11 protein-coding genes are annotated in these 18,186 nt (G+C 53.9%); 5 read left to right on the plus strand and 6 right to left on the minus strand.

What is annotated here, in order from left to right; translation table 11 throughout:
• Positions 1-60: 60 nt before the first annotated feature.
• On the minus strand, positions 61-1,401 hold the full coding sequence (locus tag ACR3ZL_RS11250) for a PQQ-binding-like beta-propeller repeat protein (RefSeq protein WP_473653576.1): 1,341 nt from the start codon (positions 1,399-1,401) through the stop codon (positions 61-63).
• Positions 1,402-1,876: 475 nt separating this feature from the next.
• On the opposite strand from ACR3ZL_RS11250, the gene ACR3ZL_RS11255 reads away from it, so the two are divergent.
• Positions 1,877-2,284: a hypothetical protein gene (locus ACR3ZL_RS11255; protein ID WP_473653067.1), complete on the plus strand. Its 408-nt coding sequence runs from the start codon at positions 1,877-1,879 to the stop codon at positions 2,282-2,284.
• A gap of 150 nt (positions 2,285-2,434) precedes the next feature.
• On the opposite strand, the gene ACR3ZL_RS11260 is transcribed toward ACR3ZL_RS11255, so the two are convergent.
• From ACR3ZL_RS11260 to ACR3ZL_RS11275, 4 genes are read right to left on the minus strand one after another with little or no spacing between them, the layout of a single operon-like run.
• Positions 2,435-3,889, minus strand: coding sequence for a DUF1501 domain-containing protein (locus tag ACR3ZL_RS11260; RefSeq protein WP_473653066.1), 1,455 nt, complete (start codon positions 3,887-3,889; stop codon positions 2,435-2,437).
• Between the two features lies 1 nt (position 3,890).
• On the minus strand, positions 3,891-7,127 hold the full coding sequence (locus ACR3ZL_RS11265) for a DUF1549 domain-containing protein (protein ID WP_473653065.1): 3,237 nt from the start codon (positions 7,125-7,127) through the stop codon (positions 3,891-3,893).
• On the minus strand, positions 7,124-8,860 hold the full coding sequence (locus ACR3ZL_RS11270; protein WP_473653064.1) for a FecR family protein: 1,737 nt from the start codon (positions 8,858-8,860) through the stop codon (positions 7,124-7,126). The genes ACR3ZL_RS11265 and ACR3ZL_RS11270 overlap by 4 nt, the downstream gene beginning before the upstream one ends.
• Positions 8,857-9,381, minus strand: a complete 525-nt coding sequence (locus ACR3ZL_RS11275; RefSeq protein ID WP_486173461.1) for a sigma-70 family RNA polymerase sigma factor — start codon at positions 9,379-9,381, stop codon at positions 8,857-8,859. The genes ACR3ZL_RS11270 and ACR3ZL_RS11275 overlap by 4 nt, the downstream gene beginning before the upstream one ends.
• Positions 9,382-9,622: 241 nt before the next feature.
• Between ACR3ZL_RS11275 and ACR3ZL_RS11280 the strand changes: the two genes are divergently transcribed.
• From ACR3ZL_RS11280 to ACR3ZL_RS11295, 4 genes are all read left to right on the plus strand, one after another.
• Positions 9,623-10,870 (plus strand): DUF1559 family PulG-like putative transporter, encoded by a 1,248-nt coding sequence (locus ACR3ZL_RS11280; RefSeq protein WP_473653062.1) that lies wholly within the window; start codon positions 9,623-9,625, stop codon positions 10,868-10,870.
• Between the two features lie 231 nt (positions 10,871-11,101).
• Positions 11,102-11,266, plus strand: coding sequence for a hypothetical protein (locus ACR3ZL_RS11285; RefSeq protein ID WP_473653061.1), 165 nt, complete (start codon positions 11,102-11,104; stop codon positions 11,264-11,266).
• Between the two features lie 221 nt (positions 11,267-11,487).
• Entirely contained in the window at positions 11,488-14,025 is a 2,538-nt protein-coding gene (locus ACR3ZL_RS11290) for a right-handed parallel beta-helix repeat-containing protein (RefSeq protein WP_486173462.1), read from the plus strand.
• Positions 14,026-14,071: 46 nt separating this feature from the next.
• Complete coding sequence (locus ACR3ZL_RS11295) at positions 14,072-15,385, plus strand: SGNH/GDSL hydrolase family protein (RefSeq protein ID WP_473653058.1); 1,314 nt, start codon at positions 14,072-14,074, stop codon at positions 15,383-15,385.
• Positions 15,386-15,470: 85 nt separating this feature from the next.
• Here the strand turns inward: ACR3ZL_RS11295 and ACR3ZL_RS11300 are convergent, their stop codons facing one another.
• Positions 15,471-18,014 carry a sulfatase-like hydrolase/transferase gene (locus ACR3ZL_RS11300; protein ID WP_473653057.1) on the minus strand — a complete coding sequence of 848 codons (2,544 nt, stop codon included), beginning with the start codon at positions 18,012-18,014 and terminating at the stop codon, positions 15,471-15,473.
• Positions 18,015-18,186: the final 172 nt, after the last annotated feature.

Genomic DNA, 18,186 nt, shown 5'->3' on the forward strand with positions numbered 1-18,186 from the left:
GTTGCGTTGTCGGTCGTTGGATTGATCTCAACGACCAGCAATGTCAATTCGCTACTTTCGTTACTCGGGCTTAGCGATGCAGTAGAGGTGTTCTTTGGCGCGAAGGAAGATTTCGTCGCCAACAATGGCTGCACTGGCATCGATACTTTCGTCGAGCTTATTGGAAGCAACCACTTCGAATTGATCGCCGTGCTTGAGCACCAAAGTGTTGCCATCGCGACCGGTCAAATAGATGTGGTCGGCGGCAGCGACTGGTGATGCATAGACTGTTCCGACATCGGGCAAACGAGTTTGCTTAATCAGCAGGTCGCCGGTCTTCGCATCTCGTGAAACCAGGACACCGTTGTTGGCTTTGACAAAGTAAAGCTGACCTTCGTAAAGAACGGGCGAGGGGACATAGGGAGCAGCGTCTTCTTCGATCCAGGTGATCGTGTCGCTGTCGGTAATGTCACCTTTGGCACTTAACGGAATGGAATAGATCGCGTATCCACGGTATCCGGTCATCACGATCACGTTGTCTTCAAAGCGAACTGGCGTGGGGATCGGGTTGCTGGCTTGGCCGCCGCATTCCCAGATCAGTTCGCCGGTGGCCAGGTCGTAACTTCGGACTCTGGTGGTGCCGTTGGTAACCACCTGGGTTCGGCCGTCGTATTCCGTGATTAGCGGAGTCGACCAGGTGGTTCGCTCTTCGCGGGATTGCCGCCAATTCTCTTTGCCGGATTTGGCATCCAAGCCGACGATGAAGGATTCGCCTTCGTGGTCGAAGGGAACGACTAAGACGCCGTTTCGAACGGCCGGTGAGCTGCCCTCGCCGAATTGGGCTCGGGTTTCCATCTTGCCGAGATCTTTTTCCCACAGCTTCTTGCCGTCAAAGTCCAGGCAGAAAACCCCTCGAGAGCCAAACGAGACATAGAGCCTTTCGCCGTCGGTGACCGGTGAGGATGATGCATAAGTGTTGGTGTTGTGTCCTGCTTCGTGCGGGACTTGTGACGTGACGGTGGATCGCCAAAGTTCGTTACCGTTGGATCGGTTGTAAGCGATGACCATGAAGTCGTAGTAGTTTGCCGGGGTCGAGCCACCTCCTCGACCGCCCCGTCGACCTCCACGGCGGCCCGTTTGCTCGGTCGGTTCCGGCGAAGCTGTGTCGGCTGATGTAGCTCCTTCTTTGACGCGGTCGGTTTTAACGGCGGTCGCCACATAGACTCGGTCATTCCAAATGATCGGAGTGGAACTGCCCACGCCAGGGACTTCAATTTTCCAGCGAATGTTTTCACTTTCGCTCCACGTCGTTGGCGGGTTGGACTGGCGGGCCGTTCCCGTCATGTCGGGGCCCCGCCACTGGGGCCAGTCGTTGTTCAGGTCAAAAGCAAACGCGGTGTTTGCGATGAATGCACCGGCCAGGCCAAGACTAGCGAGAGAAAGACGGTTTGATATTTTCACGACAACGACAACCTGTTTGAGGATGGAATGTTGAGAGCATTGAACGGGGAAAAGACCACGCCCTGGATATGTTAGGCAACGGGGTAAGTAACCCCATATCCACGACTAGGTTCTGGATGGGGCCCCCCGATAACATATCCGGTTTTGTTAGAGTTCGCCGGAACCTAACCGGCCACTGGCGGTTTCATTGTTAGCGGATCAGCGTCGTAGACGCGTGCTCGGTGACATCGACTTTACGATGTGTATTTGTGCACGTAGTAGCGGTAAATCGGATTTGTCGCTTAACGCTGTGACTTGAACCGTTTTAGAGCATTTTTGAATAGATCGTAGACGCCGGCCCGATGATCACTGGTCCCGTTCAAGCAGTCCGGTGGGAGCCGGATCCGTGTGTTTGAAGAATTCTCTAGAGAAACGTTTGTTAACCAGAAGGAACGCAATGGAAGATACATCAACCCGTTTTGTCTCTCACTGTCCACAAGGGCATCGTGTGCGAGGTCCTGTGTCGATGCGTGGTCAGCGTGTGACGTGCCCGAGGTGTTCCGTCACGTTTTCGTTTGGTGAAACAAACTTGGGTGGACCCAGCCCATCGAAGTCGTCGGTTGTTCAGGAAGATTCCGCGACCGATGTGCTCGCACCCGTTTCGGTTACCGATACCGGTGTGATGCGGATTATCGGGGACTGGCAGCCACCCACGAGTTCAGTAAGCGAGTGGGGAGCGACTTCCACGCAAGCAAACGCGTCATCTTCGGGAAGTTCGCACGATGACTCGTCCGAGGTTGAGGTCATGATTGACGGAGACACCGTTCGAACCGCAGTCGCGGGGTCACGCGGTAAGACTGGTTAGCCGATTGGATATTCCAATTCGAATCGACGGTAGTGGACGAGGAACCGATTCCTTGCTGATTCGATATCGGACGAAAGGACTCGTTGCCTCGTCGACTACTTTCATGGTGTTCAGCACGTTTCATGGTGCTCAGCACGCGTGTTTAGCGTGCTAGCCAGTTATCAGTTGTTGGCAGAATCTGCCTTCGTTGATGGTTGGACGCTCGGGACGACCTTGGTAGTTGTAGCTAAGCTGCATGTTGTCGAGACCTAATAGGTGCAAGATACTGGTGTGCAAGTCGCGGACGTGTTGAGGGTTTTCGGTGGCTCGGAAACCAAGTTCGTCTGTTGCACCGATCGTTTGCCCACCTTTGACTCCACCGCCAGCCATCCACATGGTGAAGCCGCTGGGATTGTGGTCGCGTCCGCTGCCTTTTTCGCTCATCGGAGTTCGGCCGAACTCGCCGCCCCAAACGACCAAAGTGTCGTCGAGCATGCCTAATCGTTTCAGGTCTTTCAGGAGGCCAGCGACAGGCTTGTCCATGCCCTGGCACATATCACCATGGTTGCGTTCGATGTGATCGTGGGAATCCCATTTGCTGCCCGCACCGCTGTACAACTGAATGAATCGCACGTCACGCTGAGCTAAACGTCGACCGAGTAAACAGAGGCGCCCGTACGATGCGGTCTTCTTGTCGTTGATTCCATAAAGTTCGAGCGTTTCTTCGCTCTCGTCGCTGAGGTCAATCGCCTCCGGTGCTTCCGACTGCATCCGGAATGCAAGTTCATAGCTGGCGATTCGTGCTTCCAGTTCCGATTGCTCGGGGTGCTGATCAGCGTATTGATGGTTGAGTTGGTTTAGGAAGTCGAGCTTGGATACCTGCCGTTGCTGTGTGAACCCTTCGGGTGTGCTCAGGTAAGGAATCGGCTGACTGCCTTCACTCAAACGCGTGCCTTGATAGACCGCGGGCATGAACCCCGCGCTCCAGTTGCGGGGACCGTTGACGATTTGTGAATTGCTGTCTTGCATTACCACAAAGGCCGGCAGGTTTTCATTCTCGCTACCCAAGCCATAGGAAACCCAGCCACCCAGCGATGGACGACCGCTTAGGATCGAGCAACTGTTCATCTGACATACGCCAGCGGAATGATTGATTCCATCGGCAACACAGGAACGGATCACGGCGAGGTCATCGGCGCATTCGGCGATATGAGGTAGCCAATCTGAAACCCATAGTCCGCTTTCGCCGTGTTGTTTCCACTTGCGTTGGCTCGCCAGCAAGGGCGATTTCATTTCGCCCATGGCGGTGATCACTTCGCCGAAGCTTTCGGGAATCGTTTGACCGGCCATCTTGTTCAGCATTGGCTTAGGATCGAAAAGATCCATCTGGCTAGGGCCGCCTTCCATAAACAGGAAGATGACCCGCTTCGCTGTCGCGGGGAAATGCGGCGGTTTGGGGGCGACCGGATTGTTCGACATCGCGGGCACGCTTGGCGGCGTCGTCTTTGTCGAAGTCATTTCCGCGTTCGACTGCGCTGTCATGCCAGCGAGGGCGACAGCGCCGAAGCCAGCACCACTACGAGCTAAGAATTCACGGCGAGATCGTGGGATAGTTATATGTGCCATATCAGTTCACGTACAAGAATTCGTTGGAGTTAATGAGCGCGTGGCAGAAGTCGAGAAACGCGGTTTGTTGCGGCGATAGCTGAACGATGGAATCGCCGTGTGCCATGATGTCCAGGTTTTCCGATGCACTGTTGCGCATCACACCAGGATCGATTTCGAACTTCCAAAATCCGATCGTGTCTGGGATTTCTCGTTCGACGGTGTGCAAGATCTCGTCGACGTCGATAGCTCGGTTCACCAAACGCACATCATCGATCAGGCCATCAAATCCGCTGCTGGATGAATCGTCCACTCCACCCAGTACGAGCGAGGCTTGGTTGTTCATCTCACCCATCAGCGAGTGTGGAATCTTAGCGACCATCAATGGCGCGTCGTCGTTGGAGAGATCTTTTAGATAGAACGTGACTTCCCCGGGATGATCGTCCGTCGCCATCTTCACGCTTGCCGATGCGTAGTAGGGAATGTTCATGTCGATATGCTGGTCGGAAAAGATTGCTGCTTCGCCTATCGAACCGTTTCGCAGTTGTCCGAAAGCGTGCAGCACTAAAGTTTGTGGTTTTCGGCGAGAGCCCTTTCCGGTTACACCGAACCGCCATCCCACTCCGCTTTTGGATCGATTCCATTTGCTGACCATGGTGCGCACGTCCCCATTGTTGGCGATCGTCCGCAATTCGAAGAACGTCTCGACGGTGAAGTCTTTTAGATTCAGCGCGGGGTCGTGTGGCACCGACAAACGCAACGTTGGGTCGTTGACCAAAAAACGAACCGCTTGCCCGTCCCGATAGGGAAGCTTGGATGTTTCGATCGTGGCCGATTTCGATTCACTTCGTTGTAGCGATTTCAGGTGCCGCGACTGGGCTTCGATGAACTGTAACGAAGCACTTAATTCGTTCGTCGTTGGTGGTCGTCCGTACGCATAACGCCAAGCGGTTGAGACTTGTTCGGAAAGGTCGCTGGTTGTTGCGGTCGCCCGTTCGGCCAACTTCCTGGCATAGCCCAACACTCGATCACTGTTGAACATCATCAGCGACTGGATTGGTGTCGTGGTTGTGTTGCGAGTTGAATTGCTGGTGAAGAATTGGGGGAGATCGAAAATCCCCAACAATTGATCCGGTGAATTTCGCATCGTGCGGATGAAGATACTGCGGTAAGGCGAATCCGCGTTCGCGGGTGAACCGCCGCTGCGGGGCCGAAGTTTTCCGGTGGCCGTCAGCAGTGAATCTCGAATCTGTTCCGCCGAAAGACGGGACGTGTCTCGCCGCCAATAGTATCGGTTCAACGGATCGACCTTTTGATAGGTGACCATCAACGGGTGCGATGTGGACTGACGAAAAGTTGCCGACAACAGGATTTTTCGGTGCAGCCATTTCAGGCTCCAGTCATGTTGAATGAGTTCTGTTGCGAGGTGGTCAAGTAATTCCGGATGCGATGGTGGTCCGCCTAACCGGCCGAAATCACTCGGGTTTTCCGCTAAGCCACGTCCGAAGTGACTCTGCCAAATCCGGTTGGCGATCACGCGAGAAGTCAGCGGATTGCTCGGTGAGGTGAGCCATTTGGCCAACGCCGTGCGACGACCGGTGGTGTTCCCCGTTGACGATGCAGGGATCGGCATTGGCTTGGAATCCAATATCGAAGGCACGCCGGGTTCGATCACATCGTCGCCGCGTTTAGGAATCGTTGTTGGCGGCGCGATCGGGCCAACGTCCGAGACCACCATGGCATGCGGTAAGGATTTAGGCTTCAGCGATTCGAACGGTTTCAGTTGACGACGAAGCTCGACCAGTCGGTCTTTGTCATCCGCTTTGATATGGTTGTGGACTCGGTCATGTTCCCATTCGACTTGTCGATTGATTAGATAGATCAACTGATCATCGTGAGGTGTCCGTTCCGATACCGGCTTGTTCGCAATCGCAATCAAGTCTGGTGGGAATCGGTTAACCGCCACGTCACGTAGGTGAGCCTTCTTGGGTAGTTCAATCTCGTCGATTTTCTTTTGGATGTCCGCCTTCTTGGTTTCCCATTTCTTCAGTTCGGTTTCGTATTGAGCTAGTTCTTCAGCGGTCGCGATTGGCTTGTCACGGGGCAATACGGCTTCGAAGTAGGCTCGTAAGCGGAAGTAGTCCTTTTGAAGCAGGGGGTCGAACTTGTGGTTGTGGCATTTCGCGCACTGCAGCCCCAATCCCATGAACACGTCGGCGGTGGTGTCCGTGAGATCTTCGATAATCGTGTTCCACTGCGTCCGTGCATCACGAATGTTCCACTCGTAAACCCAATGTCGCAAATAGCCCAATGCCACTTGAGCGTCGAGATCGTCCGGGAATATTTCATCGCCGGCGATTTGCTCTTGGACAAAACGATCGTATGGCTTGTCGGCGTTGAAAGAATGGATGACATAGTCACGGTATCGCCACGCCAATGGACGGAACCCGTCAGCCCGGTAGCCGTCGCTGTCAGCATACCGCACCAGGTCGAGCCACTGCCGAGCCGCGTGTTCGCCGTATGCGGGCGATGCAAGCAGTTCGTCGACAAGTCGTTCGTAGGCGTCTTCCGAGGAATCGTTTGTGAAGGCGTCGACCTGTTCCGGTGTTGGTGGTAAACCGATGACGTTCAGATAAAGCCGCCGGACGAGTGCAAGTTTGCTTGCGGGCGGCGCGGGGCTTAGACCTTCGGAGGATTGTTTGGCCGCGATGAACTGATCGATCGAATTGCGTGGCCAAATGGGTTCCGAGATCTTTGGTTCTGGAATGGCCGGATGGGTTAGTGGCTGGATTGCCCACCATTTACGGTCTTCTTCGTCAAACAGCGTCCGCTTGCGAATCGGCGCGTTGGGATCGGCCCCCGGCCAGGGCGCACCCATCTCAACCCAGCGGCTAAGCGTTTGGATCTGCTTGTCCGAAAGCGGTTCATCCGGTGGCATCTCGAGTGAATCATATTGCACCGCATGAATGAGCAAGCTTTCGGCGGGCTTCCCCGGGACAACCGCCTTCCCGGAATCGCCGCCTCGCAAAATTTCCGCAAGCGAATCCAGGCGAAGGTCCCCTTCTTGCTCGTCTGCACCATGGCACTCGAAACATCTTTCAGCCAAGAGCGGACGAACTTCGTTCTCGAAAAACTTAGCATGTTCGGCGGGCACCTTTGGCCGCGATGAATCCTCCGCTGCGAAGGAAGTGGTGGTTGACCACAATACGCCGACGGTGATCAAGATACAGCTTCGCCAAAATTGAAATTTGTGAATCACGGCGTCGATTCCTCCCGTTTATTGGGATCTGGTTTGGTGGTGATGGGCGGTAAGCCCGCAATCAGCATGGGGTCGATGGGAAGGTCGTTTTCCATCGCATCTTGAAGGAATAAGCCATCAACGGTTTCGCCCAGCTCGTAGCCCAGGTCGCTCAGGTCGATTCCAGTTGCGACGCTTAAGAAATTTTCTGGTGGACGGTAGCCTTTGTCGCGGTCCGGTTTCAGTTCAAGCAGGCTAGCAACGGGCTTGGTGCGATACAGTTCGAACTCACGAACCCGCTTCGCTTCGGACGATTTGGTTGAGATGTCGTAGCGGGTGATCGTGTGGCTTCGCAAACCCGCACGGAACTCCAGTGGGCTGATGTGGAACGCGTCTCCATCCGGGTTGTCGATGAAGTTTTGAACTTCAAAGAGAACCACGTCAGGGCCCGGTGCGTTAACAACCGGTGTGACAAAACGGAAGCCAAGCCCCTGTGTCCCCTCGCCGCCGGTGTCGGCTTGCGTCAGATCTTGAAGAATTGGCGATTGTTGCAAACTTGTTTTGGCACCACCGGGATTGATCAATCCCGTGATCAGCGAGTGATCGGATTCCAGTGTTGCTAAGGCATCTGCGTGGGTAGCTGGGCGTGTTCGATCAGTGGCGATGTGATAGATCCACTTTGATGAACGGTAGTGAATGACTTTGATGCCAATGAGCTCATCTACCGGATAGGTGTGCTCGCGGCCCGCACGCTGAACCGTGACGCTTGCCAGTTCGGCGACCGGTTCGATGGGTGATTGGGTTTGATAGCTAATCAGACGATCGGGCAATTCGGCACGGTAGTCATTCGCGTCAAAGTTCAGCGGCTCCGAATCGGTTCCTTCAAAACGATGTGCTTCGTTTTTAGTCAAACGTTGAGCGTTGCCTTGCCCGACGGGATGTTCGCGGGATATCGCCACCACATCAGCGGCACCTTCGATGACTTGAACGTCGGCACTACCGATGGAATCGACATCAACGCTAAACCGGGTGCCAAGATCGATGATTTTGTTGGATGGTGTATCCACCTGAAATCCCTCTGCACCATCGGGCGCGTGGACACTGCACCGACCAATTTTGACAACCAGTCGCATTGGATCAGCGATCTCAACAACGCACGGTGCCTCGATAATCGCGCTGGCACCACACGGAAAGACGAGGTTCATCATTCCCGCCGTCAACGCATATTCACGTTCGTATTCCAGCGTGTCACCCGCCCCTGGTGCTAGGTCACGGAAGAATTCGGCACCAGCGGAACTGGCAACTCGCACTTGGTTCGTACCAGGACGATTGTCTTGCTGGGCGACGTCGACAGCATTGTTCGATGGAACGAATAGCGAGGCGAATGCAAAGTACAAGGCGGCCGCTAGCGAAGTTACCGCTATTATCCAGGGCGCATAGGAATGCAAACGATCGCGACGGGAGTTTTTGTTTGAGTGGTTGCCTCTTTCCCGGGGGCGATCCATTTCAGACATGGTCTCCAGGATCGATTTCCAATCCGTAGCATGGGTGTTGGCAACATCGTCGTCTTCGATGATTCCACTGGAAGGAAGCGTTAATGAAGCCTGCAAGTCCATGTACTGGACATAGAACGTGCGGTTTTCGGGATCATCTCGCAGCAGGAAGTCGAGCTCTTCGGCCTGATCCACGGTGAGTTGTTCGTCGATGAACGCGGACAACAGGGTCTCAAGTTTTTGTCGAGTTGCAGGATTCATGAGACGCCATCCATTCCCACTTTGTTGTGGATGCAGTCCATTAGTTGATGGCGGATTCGCTTGAGATCGCGATAGAGCGTGCGGCGGCTGGTGTTCAATGTTTCCGCCATCGCATCCGGTGTCGTTCCCCGGATATAGCGGTTGCCGATTAGCCGCCGGTCTGCGTCGGGTAAACGAGTCAGGCAGTCTTCCAGTGCCGTCAACCGTTCGGTCAGTTCGGATTGTTTCTCGTCGCGTTCCTTCGCGAGCAACTCCACCACGTCGGCGCTGATGGTTGGCATCTCTTTGGCTTTGCGTTTACGCCAATTGAGAACATGGATATACGCGAATTTGTATGCCCACGGTAAAAATGGCCTGCTCTCGTCAAACAAATCAAATCGTTCGTAGAGAGCGAACGACGTTTCTTGCAGCACATCGCGAGCGTCATGAGCCTGGCCGACCAACGAAAAGATATATCGGTAGAGTTGGTCATGGTGCTCGGAAAGGAGTACCACTAATCGATGTTGATCAGAATCGGTCATGGGACGATCTCGGAAATCAGGCGGGCGGATGCGTCTGAATTGCAACGAATTAGGACGCACTACAGGTAATTGGACATTTCATGCGGCGCGTGCCACATGCTTTGTGAAAAATGTAAAAAACTCTTCGGATTCGAATTCTTTTGGAAAACTGAACTCTTTTTCTGGCACGGAAAGCAGCCTAGCACTAATAAGCACGCAGCTAGTTGCTTCTTACCCCCCTACTACTTTTTGGGAACGTCTGATGAGAAAGAATTCTAGGTCCGTCGGCTTCACGCTTGTTGAATTGCTGGTCGTGATCGCAATTATTGGTGTCTTAGTTGGTTTGTTGTTGCCCGCGGTGCAAGCGGCGCGTGAAGCGGCTCGCCGGATGAGCTGCAGCAACAATTTTAAGCAAATCGGTTTGGCAATCCACAATTACCACTCCACGTACAAACAGTTGCCCCAACAAGGCGGCGGTACCAACGGCACGTCCACTGCTATTACCCAGGACGCAGCGGATGGTGGCACCGAAACTGGCGGTGCCGGAAGGAACTCGCTGCGATTGAGCTTCTTGGTCGGGCTCACACCGTTCTTCGAACAACAAGCACTTTGGGAACAAATTTCGAACCCCAGCCTGGAAAATATATCTGGCACCACGATGAGCTCTCCGTGGAGTGCTATGGGGCCGGCTCCTTGGCAATCCGAATATGTTCCGTGGATGACTACAATGCCGTCCTTGCGTTGCCCGAGTGATCCAGGTGCCGGGCTGCCATCGCACGGTCGCACCAACTACGCAGCATGCCTAGGTGACTCGGGGTATCTGTTGCACGAAGGCCCTGTTTATCCAAGCGGTTTGCCTAACAAAGGAAACGGGAACGACAAGTTTTATGAAAACTCGCGTGCGTCGCATCGAGGAATCTTTGTTCCTCGCAAGTCGATGAAGTTCCGCGACGTGTTGGATGGTTTGGCGAACACTATCATGGCGGGGGAAATCACAACGGATCTTGGTGACCGCGACGTTCGCACCGATCCTCGTCACCGCACCAGTACCTCTTACAGTGCGCCGTCCGGGGCAACGAACGCCTACTACAATCCGCTAGCGTGCGACGGCGATATCGATCAAAAACGTCCTCAATTCTGGTCGGTTTCTGGATCCCTTAGTGTTTCCGAAAAACGCGGGTACCAGTGGGCTAACTATGGACATGTTTTCACCGGAGTGACCACCATTCGGCCACCTAATTCGCCGGTTTGTTTGGCGCACAACTTTCCTACTTACGGTGGGACCTTGGCAACGAGTAGCCGTCATCAAGGCGGTACTCATGTACTGATGGGTGACGGAGCCATCAAGTTCGTTACCGATTCGATCGAAGCGGGAAATTCCAGCACTCCTATGACATGGCACCAGGCCTTAAGCGGAACCGGATACAACGTTGGTGGGCAAAGCCAATATGGCCTCTGGGGTTCGTTGGGAACGCGAGCATCCAAGGAAGTGATCGACGAAGAAATTTAGTCGCGTCTGATTTTGTTCGCGTTCGGTTCGCACCGTTATTGAAACACGATGCTCGCTGAAGCACGTTGTGTGTCGGCCCAGTCTTCGATTGGGTCGACGTGATGCTGGTTTGTATAGCTGTGAATCCTTGATGCAAACCGCTTCTGGTTGGAGCGGTTTTTAATGGTCAGGCTACCAAAACAAATCTTGCTGTTTCCCTTCTTTGTTTGTTTCTCAATAGGTACTTGTTTGATGTCTTTGCGTTACTTGTCTTGCTTGCTGTTTGCTATCAGTCCGTTGCTGCTATCCGGATGTGGAGGCTCCACTGATAATGCGGTTGGGGAACCGACCACCACTGAACTTCAGCAACAGATTGAGGAATTTGACAAGACCCGCGATCACGAAAATCCAGTCTAGAGACCGGTTCGGTGCATCGTCTTGTTCTAAAGAAGATGCATAGAAGCATGCAGGGACGTTGGCAAGCGGTTAGGATGCCGTGCCTATTAGAATGCGGCCTAACGCGTTTGCCCGTCTTCTGTTGACATGTCCCAACGTGGGGCGTGTTCTTAACGATCGATCGACCACTGGTTTGAAATATGATTCGACATCTCGTTTTGCTTCATTTTTTGTCCCTTTTGGTGACATCCAGCTCAATCGCTGAGACTGTTTTGCATGTCAGTCCGGAAGGAAGTTTGCGGAGTCTGGTCGACGCGAGAAATGAAATTCGTAAACGTCGTGTTGATGCACCCGCGGAGTCATTCCGAGTTGTTGTTGCGAATGGACGTTATGAAACTGCTGAACCGATTGTGTTTGGTGTCCAGGACGGCAACGTGGTTTACGAAGCGGCGGCGAACGCTTCACCAGTCATTTCAGGCGGTCAACGTTTGGATACGAAGTGGACGGAATCGGGCGACGGTGTCTGGACGTGTCAATTGCCAAGCGGTCAGCGGTTCGAACAGCTATGGGTCAATGGCAAACGTGCGGTGCGTGCTCGTGAGCCAGATGACTTCTTCTATTACTTCGAGCGCTCGCACGAGAAACTGATCGACAACGGCAAGCGGGCTCGCCAAACGTTGACAGCAAGAGCGGAGGACGTTGCCAGCTTGAAGGGACTTAGTGACGAAGAAATTCGTCAGGTTCAGTTCCTGGCATTCCACAAGTGGGACACGACGCGTCGTTTCTTGGAGAGCGCCGATCCCGCAACCGGTCGATTGGTGACGTCGGGACGTGGCATGAAGACCTGGAATCCGTTGACCAGAAATACGGGGTATCTGCTAGAAAACTACCTGGAAGCTCTTGATCAACCGGGCGAGTTCTTCCTTTCCACGGGCGGTCGCTTGCACTACCAGCCAAGGGCCGGCGAAACGATGGAAGATGTTGATTGCATTGTTCCAGTTTGTGAGCAGTTGATCGTTGTACGAGGTGATTCGGCAAACGATGAATGGGTCGAAAACCTTACGTTTCGTGGCCTGTTATTCCATCACACGGGAGTGATCACGCCGCCGGGCGGATACGAACCATCTCAAGCAGCCTCGTACCTGGAGGCGTCCATTCAAGTCGATGGTGCCAAACAAGTCACCTTCGAAGGTTGCGAAATGGCTCACCTTGGCAATTATGGGGTTTGGTTTCGAAAGGGATGTCAGGATTGCCGCTTAGAGCAATCGTGGGTGCACGACCTTGGCGCTGGTGGCGTGCGAATTGGCGAAACGTCCATTGCGGCAAACGAATCCGAATGGACCAGTGATGTCGTGGTAGATAACAACATCATCAACGACGCTGGGCATCTGTTTCCGTGTGCCGTCGGTGTTTGGATCGGCAACAGTGGATACAACCGCGTCACGCACAATGAGATTGCGGACATGTACTACACCGGCATCTCGGTTGGCTGGCGGTGGGGTTACGCAGCCAGTTTGGCGAAAGGCAACCGGATCGAGAACAACCATATTCACCACATCGGCAAGGGCTGGCTTAGTGACATGGGCGGGATTTACACGCTCGGTCCTTCACCGGGTACGGTTCTTCGCGGCAATCGCATCCACGACATCGAATCGTGGGGCTATGGAGGCTGGGGGCTGTACAACGATGAAGGCAGCACCGGCGTCTTGATGGAAAACAACCTGGTGTACCGAACCAAGTCCGGTGGCTATCACCAACACTACGGCCGCGAGAATTTGATTCGAAACAACATCTTTGCGTTCGGTCGCGAGTACCAAGTTCGTCGCAGCCGATCCGAAGACCATCTGTCCTTCACTTATGAACGCAACATCGTTTGCTACGACACGGATCAACTCTTCAATGGTAAGTGGGGTGATGACGGTGTGAAGATCGGCGGCAATCTGTATTGGCGGATGGGCCAAAGCGTTGATTTGGGCGATGTCGATACCAGCAAAGAATCGATCATCGAAGATCCCCAGTTTGTTGATCCGCGAAACGATGACTTTCGGTTCGCGGACGCGTCGGCGGCCGCCAAGATCGGTTTCAAGCCTTTTGATGTTTCAGCCGCTGGTGTGTACGGCGACAGTGCCTGGATCGAGCATGCTAAATCGTTGCCGATGCCGGAAATGAAACTCCCGCCCGCTCTTCTGCCTCCGCCGCCACCGACGTTCCAAGAAGACTTCGAGACGGGCGAAATGCCCTTCGCCACCAGCGTCAGCGTCGAACCAAAATTAGGTTCGATCAAAGTGGTCGAAACCGAGTTGGCGAAAAGCGGTCACCAAGCGTTGCAGATCGTTGATGCACCCGGACAAAAACATCGGTACTATCCCATGTTTTCGTTCAGTCCGAAGCTGGACACGGGGACGCTGCGTTGCAAGTTTGCAATCCGTCTGGATAAAGATTCTGTGTTCCAGCATGAGTGGCGTGACGCGTCACAGCCCTTCCGGATTGGCCCCAGTTTGTGGTTTGAAAACCAGAAACTTCGAACGCCACACAAAGTCTTGATGGATATCCCTATCGATCAGTGGGTGACCGTTGACGTGACGGCAAAGCTTGGTGAGGAATCGGGAACGTGGAACGTTTCGGTCAGTGTTGAAGGACAAGAGGCGAGAACGTTCAAAGACCTTCCGTTGGTTCACGAACAGTGGAGGAGCCTCGATTGGTTGGGCTTCGTCAGTCAGGCGACCACGGATTCTGTCGTTCTAATCGACGATTTGCAGCTCTCGGAAGTTAAAAACTAGACGTCGACAGGCGTTCTTGATCCAAATTACAGCATGGTACTACTGAATGATTGTTAAACGAATGAACCTTGAAACCTATTTCGGATTCCTGCTAGCGATTGCCTTAGTGACGCCGGTTGTCGCTGACGATTCGATGGCGCTACGAGACGCCGTCGAGTGCACGCCGCGTGCTGGCTTGCCGAATTTCGTTGCCAAGATTGATGACGGAAAGACGGTGAAGATTGCCTATCTGGGCGGCAGCATTACCGCGGCGAATGGTTGGCGAGTCCAATCGCGTGAGTGGTTTCAGGAGCAATACCCCCAGGCCAAGTTCGAAGAAATTCATGCTGCGATTGGTGGCACAGGATCGGACCTGGGCGTCTTTCGGCTCAACAACGACGTTCTTCGGCATCAGCCCGATATGATGTTCGTGGAGTTCGCAGTCAACGATGGCGGTGCGGAACCGGCTCAGATTCACAAGGCGATGGAGGGGATCGTCCGTCAAACATGGAAGGCGGATCCCACGGTCGATATCTGCTTTGTGTATACGTTGAGCGAAGCTGTGTTGCAGGATCTGAAAAACGGAAAGATGCAACGTTCGGCCAGTGCGATGGAGCAAGTTGCTGATCTTTATCAGATCCCATCAATCCATTTCGGAGTGAAGGTTCAAGAGCTGGAAAGTGCCGGTGAGCTGGTTTTCACGGCACCGAAACCGAAGGGTATCGCCGACGCCAAGCCCATGGTCTTTTCCAGCGACGGTGTTCATCCGCACGGCGAAACCGGGCACCGGCTCTACACGCAGTCAATCGCTCGGTCGTGGCCAGTGATTCGAGAAGCCAGTGGAGAAGCAGGGCCTCATTCGCTTGTTGCTCCGCTTCGTGCCGACAACTGGGAACAAGCAAAACAGGTGGCCATCACACCACAAATGTTACACGGCAAATGGCAAAAACTGGATTCGTCGAATTCGTTGGCGAGCCGGTTCAAGAAGAATCTGCCCGAGATGTATCAAGCGTTGGAGCCTGGTTCGAAGCTGAAGTTTAGACTACGTGGCACGGCCGCATCCGTATTCCAATTACTGGGGCCGGATGGTTGCGAGTTACAGGTTCGAGTGGATGACCGTGAGCCACAATTACGCAAGACCATTGACGGGTATTGCACCTACCATCGCATGAGCCAGATGAAGTTGGCGTTTGCTCTGGAGTCAGGTACGCATCAGTTCGAAGTTTCAGTCATGCCTACCGAGCTTGATAAGCGAGAGATTTTGTTCGAGAGCAAACGTGACTACTTCGATGCAAACGAAAGCCGGTATCAAGATCACACTTGGTACGTTGGATCGTTGCTAGTGATCGGCGATGTTCTTGAGGAAGAGTCAACCAATTAAGCATTGGTTTGTTCGCATCGTTCGCACAACCAAAACGGTTCAGCTTCAACGGAACCGTTTTTACGTTGGCTAAGTTGGTCCTGCACTATTCCGGTTGCTGGTCATCGGATGTGTCCACAATCCAGACGTTTCGGTACTGAGTAGGATTGTGGTGATTTTGGATTAGGATCGGACCGGACGGTACTTCGGGGCGAGGTCCATTGGGCCCGCCACCGGTGCCGCGTGGTACCGCGACGTTGTCGTGGATCCGCACACCGTTTTGGTGAACCGTCATGCGAGCATCGGTGATCTTCTTACCGTCTTCGAATCGTGCCGCGGTGAACTGCACATCAAAGGATTGCCAGGTCAGGGGCGGCAGGCACATGTTGACGTCGGCAGCGCGAATGCCATAGATACTTCCACACCACGTATCGGGCGTCTTCAGAACGTCGTCCGTTTTCCAGCGATCTGGTGCGAAGTCGATTCCGAAGGTGTCGCAAATCTGAACTTCATACGCCCCCAGGGCCAACAGACCACTGTTGCCTCGATCCGGGTGGGCGAGTGGTAATTCCGGCTTGAAGGGAAGCAGCGTTTCAAAGTGGAGGCGGAAGTCTTGGAATGTTCGCTTGGACTTCGCACCGGCTTGCAGCAGTCCGTCTTTGATCGTGGCATACGCCCAGTGTGTTTCGCTGTCCCAATGTTTCTTATTGGTACCATCGAAGAGGACGATCGCATTTTTAGATGGCGAGGTGAATTCAAGTTGGGATGAGCGGTCAATCTTCTTTAGCTTTGAAAGCCGTGACTCGATCGAATTGGCATCGACCCATTCGTGTTGGATTTCTCCACCATCCCATCCGGCACCGGGTAAGCCGCCTTGATAGATGGATAGGTAGTAGCGACCTTCACATGGAACGACTTGAGTCGCATGTTCCTGGCCAAGATATTCACCGAGATAACGAAAGGCCGGCGACTCGGCCGCCGCCTTTTGGGCGTTTGTCCAAGTTGGGGTGTTCGGATCGATCGGCGGGATTAGCCGTTTGTTGATGTTCTCGTGTTTCGGATTCGATGGTGGGTTTGGCGTATCGGCGGTTGGTTTGGATGAAGTGTCGTTGTCCGAATCGGGGTTCGTTTTGGGGGCTGTTCTTTGGCGTGATCGCAGGATTTCAACGTAGTCAGCTTGCATCTGTTTGACGAGTGACTGATGAGCCTTGTCGTTGACCAAGTTTCCTTTCGGCTTTTCTTGGAGATTGTCTTTCAGGTTGTACAAGGCGATTGGATCAAACTTGGATAGTTTGGCGTCGCTTTGCATGATCAGTTTCCAAGGCCATTTGCGGTACATGACCTCTTTTTTGGATCCAGCTTGTTGAGCGAGGAAGTCACGCTGGCGGAACGTGCCCTGTCCGGTTAACAGCGGTAGTAGGTTGTTGGAGTCCTGGGCTTGGCCGTCCGGGATTTTGGTCCCGACCAGCGCAGCGAAGGTGGCCACCATGTCTTGATTGATCGCCGGTTCGTCGGTTACGCCAGGTTGAATGTGGCCATCCCATACGGCGAAGAATGGAGTGCGGTGACCGCCTTCGAGGGGTGAATTTTTGGTGCCAGCAAACCCGCCGCTCGTCTTGTGTCCCGCTGCCGCAGTCGCCTTATCCACGCTAAGGCCGCCGTTGTCTGATGTGAAAACGATCAGCGTGTTCTCGAAGATCTTGTTTACTTTCAGCGAGTCCACAATTCTTTTGATTTGTTGGTCGAGATCGAGAACCATGTCGAGGTGTGGCGATGGAGTGACGCCTTTGATCTTTTTGCCATCGAACTCGTCGGGTGGACAGTGGGGAACGTGCACCATCGGCGAGCAGTAGTACAGAAAGAATGGATCCTTCTTGTTGGCGTTTGCGTCGATGAAGTCGACCGCTTTGGATGAAATCAGCTTGCCGATCTCACGGGCGTCCCAGGCCGAGTCGCCCATGCCAGTACCCTTTGACGTTAGGTCTTTGGGGTGGACGGCATTGGTTTCGTCCAGAAACACGATCTTGGATTCGGGGGACAGTGGATACCATCGGTCGTTTTCGTATGCGGTGTAGTTGGGACCTTGAATGCCGCAGGGTAGCGTGAAGTCGTAATCGAATCCCCAGTCGCTCGGCCCGTTGCCGATGAAGCGAGACAGGTCGACTAAGCCGGTCATGTCCGAGTGGCGTTCTTGGCCACGAAAAACGCCGCCGTTTTTTAGGTCGCGGAAGTCGCCGCCCAGGTGCCACTTTCCAATGAACCCTGTCGAGTAGCCCGCATCATTGACGACGGTCCCCAAAGTGACTTCCCCTTTGCGGAACGCGGTTTCGCGGAACATGCCCCAGACGCCCCAGGGCGCATTGGAGCGATAGTTGTTGTTACCGCTCATCACGCAGTATCTAGTCGGCGAGCACAACGACGTGGCGGAATGGCCGTCGGTGAACCAAAGGCTCTGGCGAGCTAGAGCGTCGATCGCTGGAGTTTCCACGATCGGTTTCTGTTTCATTTGCGTGCGGACATGATGGCTGACATCGCCCAATCCGAGGTCGTCAGCCATTATCAAGATAATGTTAGGACGCTCGGCATGAGTGATACTGGCGAGCGTCACGCAAAAGAGCAGGCAGGTGAGTCGAGCTATCAAAGAAATCATGGTGGCGGACGACGTGGTGAGGGGCAAGAGAAGCCGTTGAGTATGAACCAAATTGCTAATCACCGCCCGGTCGTCTTCGTCAACATGATTTTGCGATGCCCTCTCAGTTCCAGACCTTAGGTGGTCGCAAAAAAAACACCGTTCCGGTAAGACCGCGGAACGGTGTCGTTGA

It is taken from the genome of Rhodopirellula sp. J20-39 (assembly GCF_057365095.1).

What these genes read in the sequence shown, in the direction of transcription:
- ACR3ZL_RS11255 (WP_473653067.1), top strand. Translation starts at nt 1,877, where the DNA reads ATGGAAGATACATCAACCCGTTTTGTCTCTCACTGTCCACAAGGGCAT.
- ACR3ZL_RS11260 (WP_473653066.1), bottom strand. Translation starts at nt 3,889, where the DNA reads ATGGCACATATAACTATCCCACGATCTCGCCGTGAATTCTTAGCTCGT.
- ACR3ZL_RS11270 (WP_473653064.1), bottom strand. Translation starts at nt 8,860, where the DNA reads ATGAATCCTGCAACTCGACAAAAACTTGAGACCCTGTTGTCCGCGTTC.
- ACR3ZL_RS11275 (WP_486173461.1), bottom strand. Translation starts at nt 9,381, where the DNA reads ATGACCGATTCTGATCAACATCGATTAGTGGTACTCCTTTCCGAGCAC.
- ACR3ZL_RS11280 (WP_473653062.1), top strand. Translation starts at nt 9,623, where the DNA reads ATGAGAAAGAATTCTAGGTCCGTCGGCTTCACGCTTGTTGAATTGCTG.
- ACR3ZL_RS11285 (WP_473653061.1), top strand. Translation starts at nt 11,102, where the DNA reads ATGTCTTTGCGTTACTTGTCTTGCTTGCTGTTTGCTATCAGTCCGTTG.
- ACR3ZL_RS11295 (WP_473653058.1), top strand. Translation starts at nt 14,072, where the DNA reads ATGATTGTTAAACGAATGAACCTTGAAACCTATTTCGGATTCCTGCTA.
- ACR3ZL_RS11300 (WP_473653057.1), bottom strand. Translation starts at nt 18,014, where the DNA reads ATGATTTCTTTGATAGCTCGACTCACCTGCCTGCTCTTTTGCGTGACG.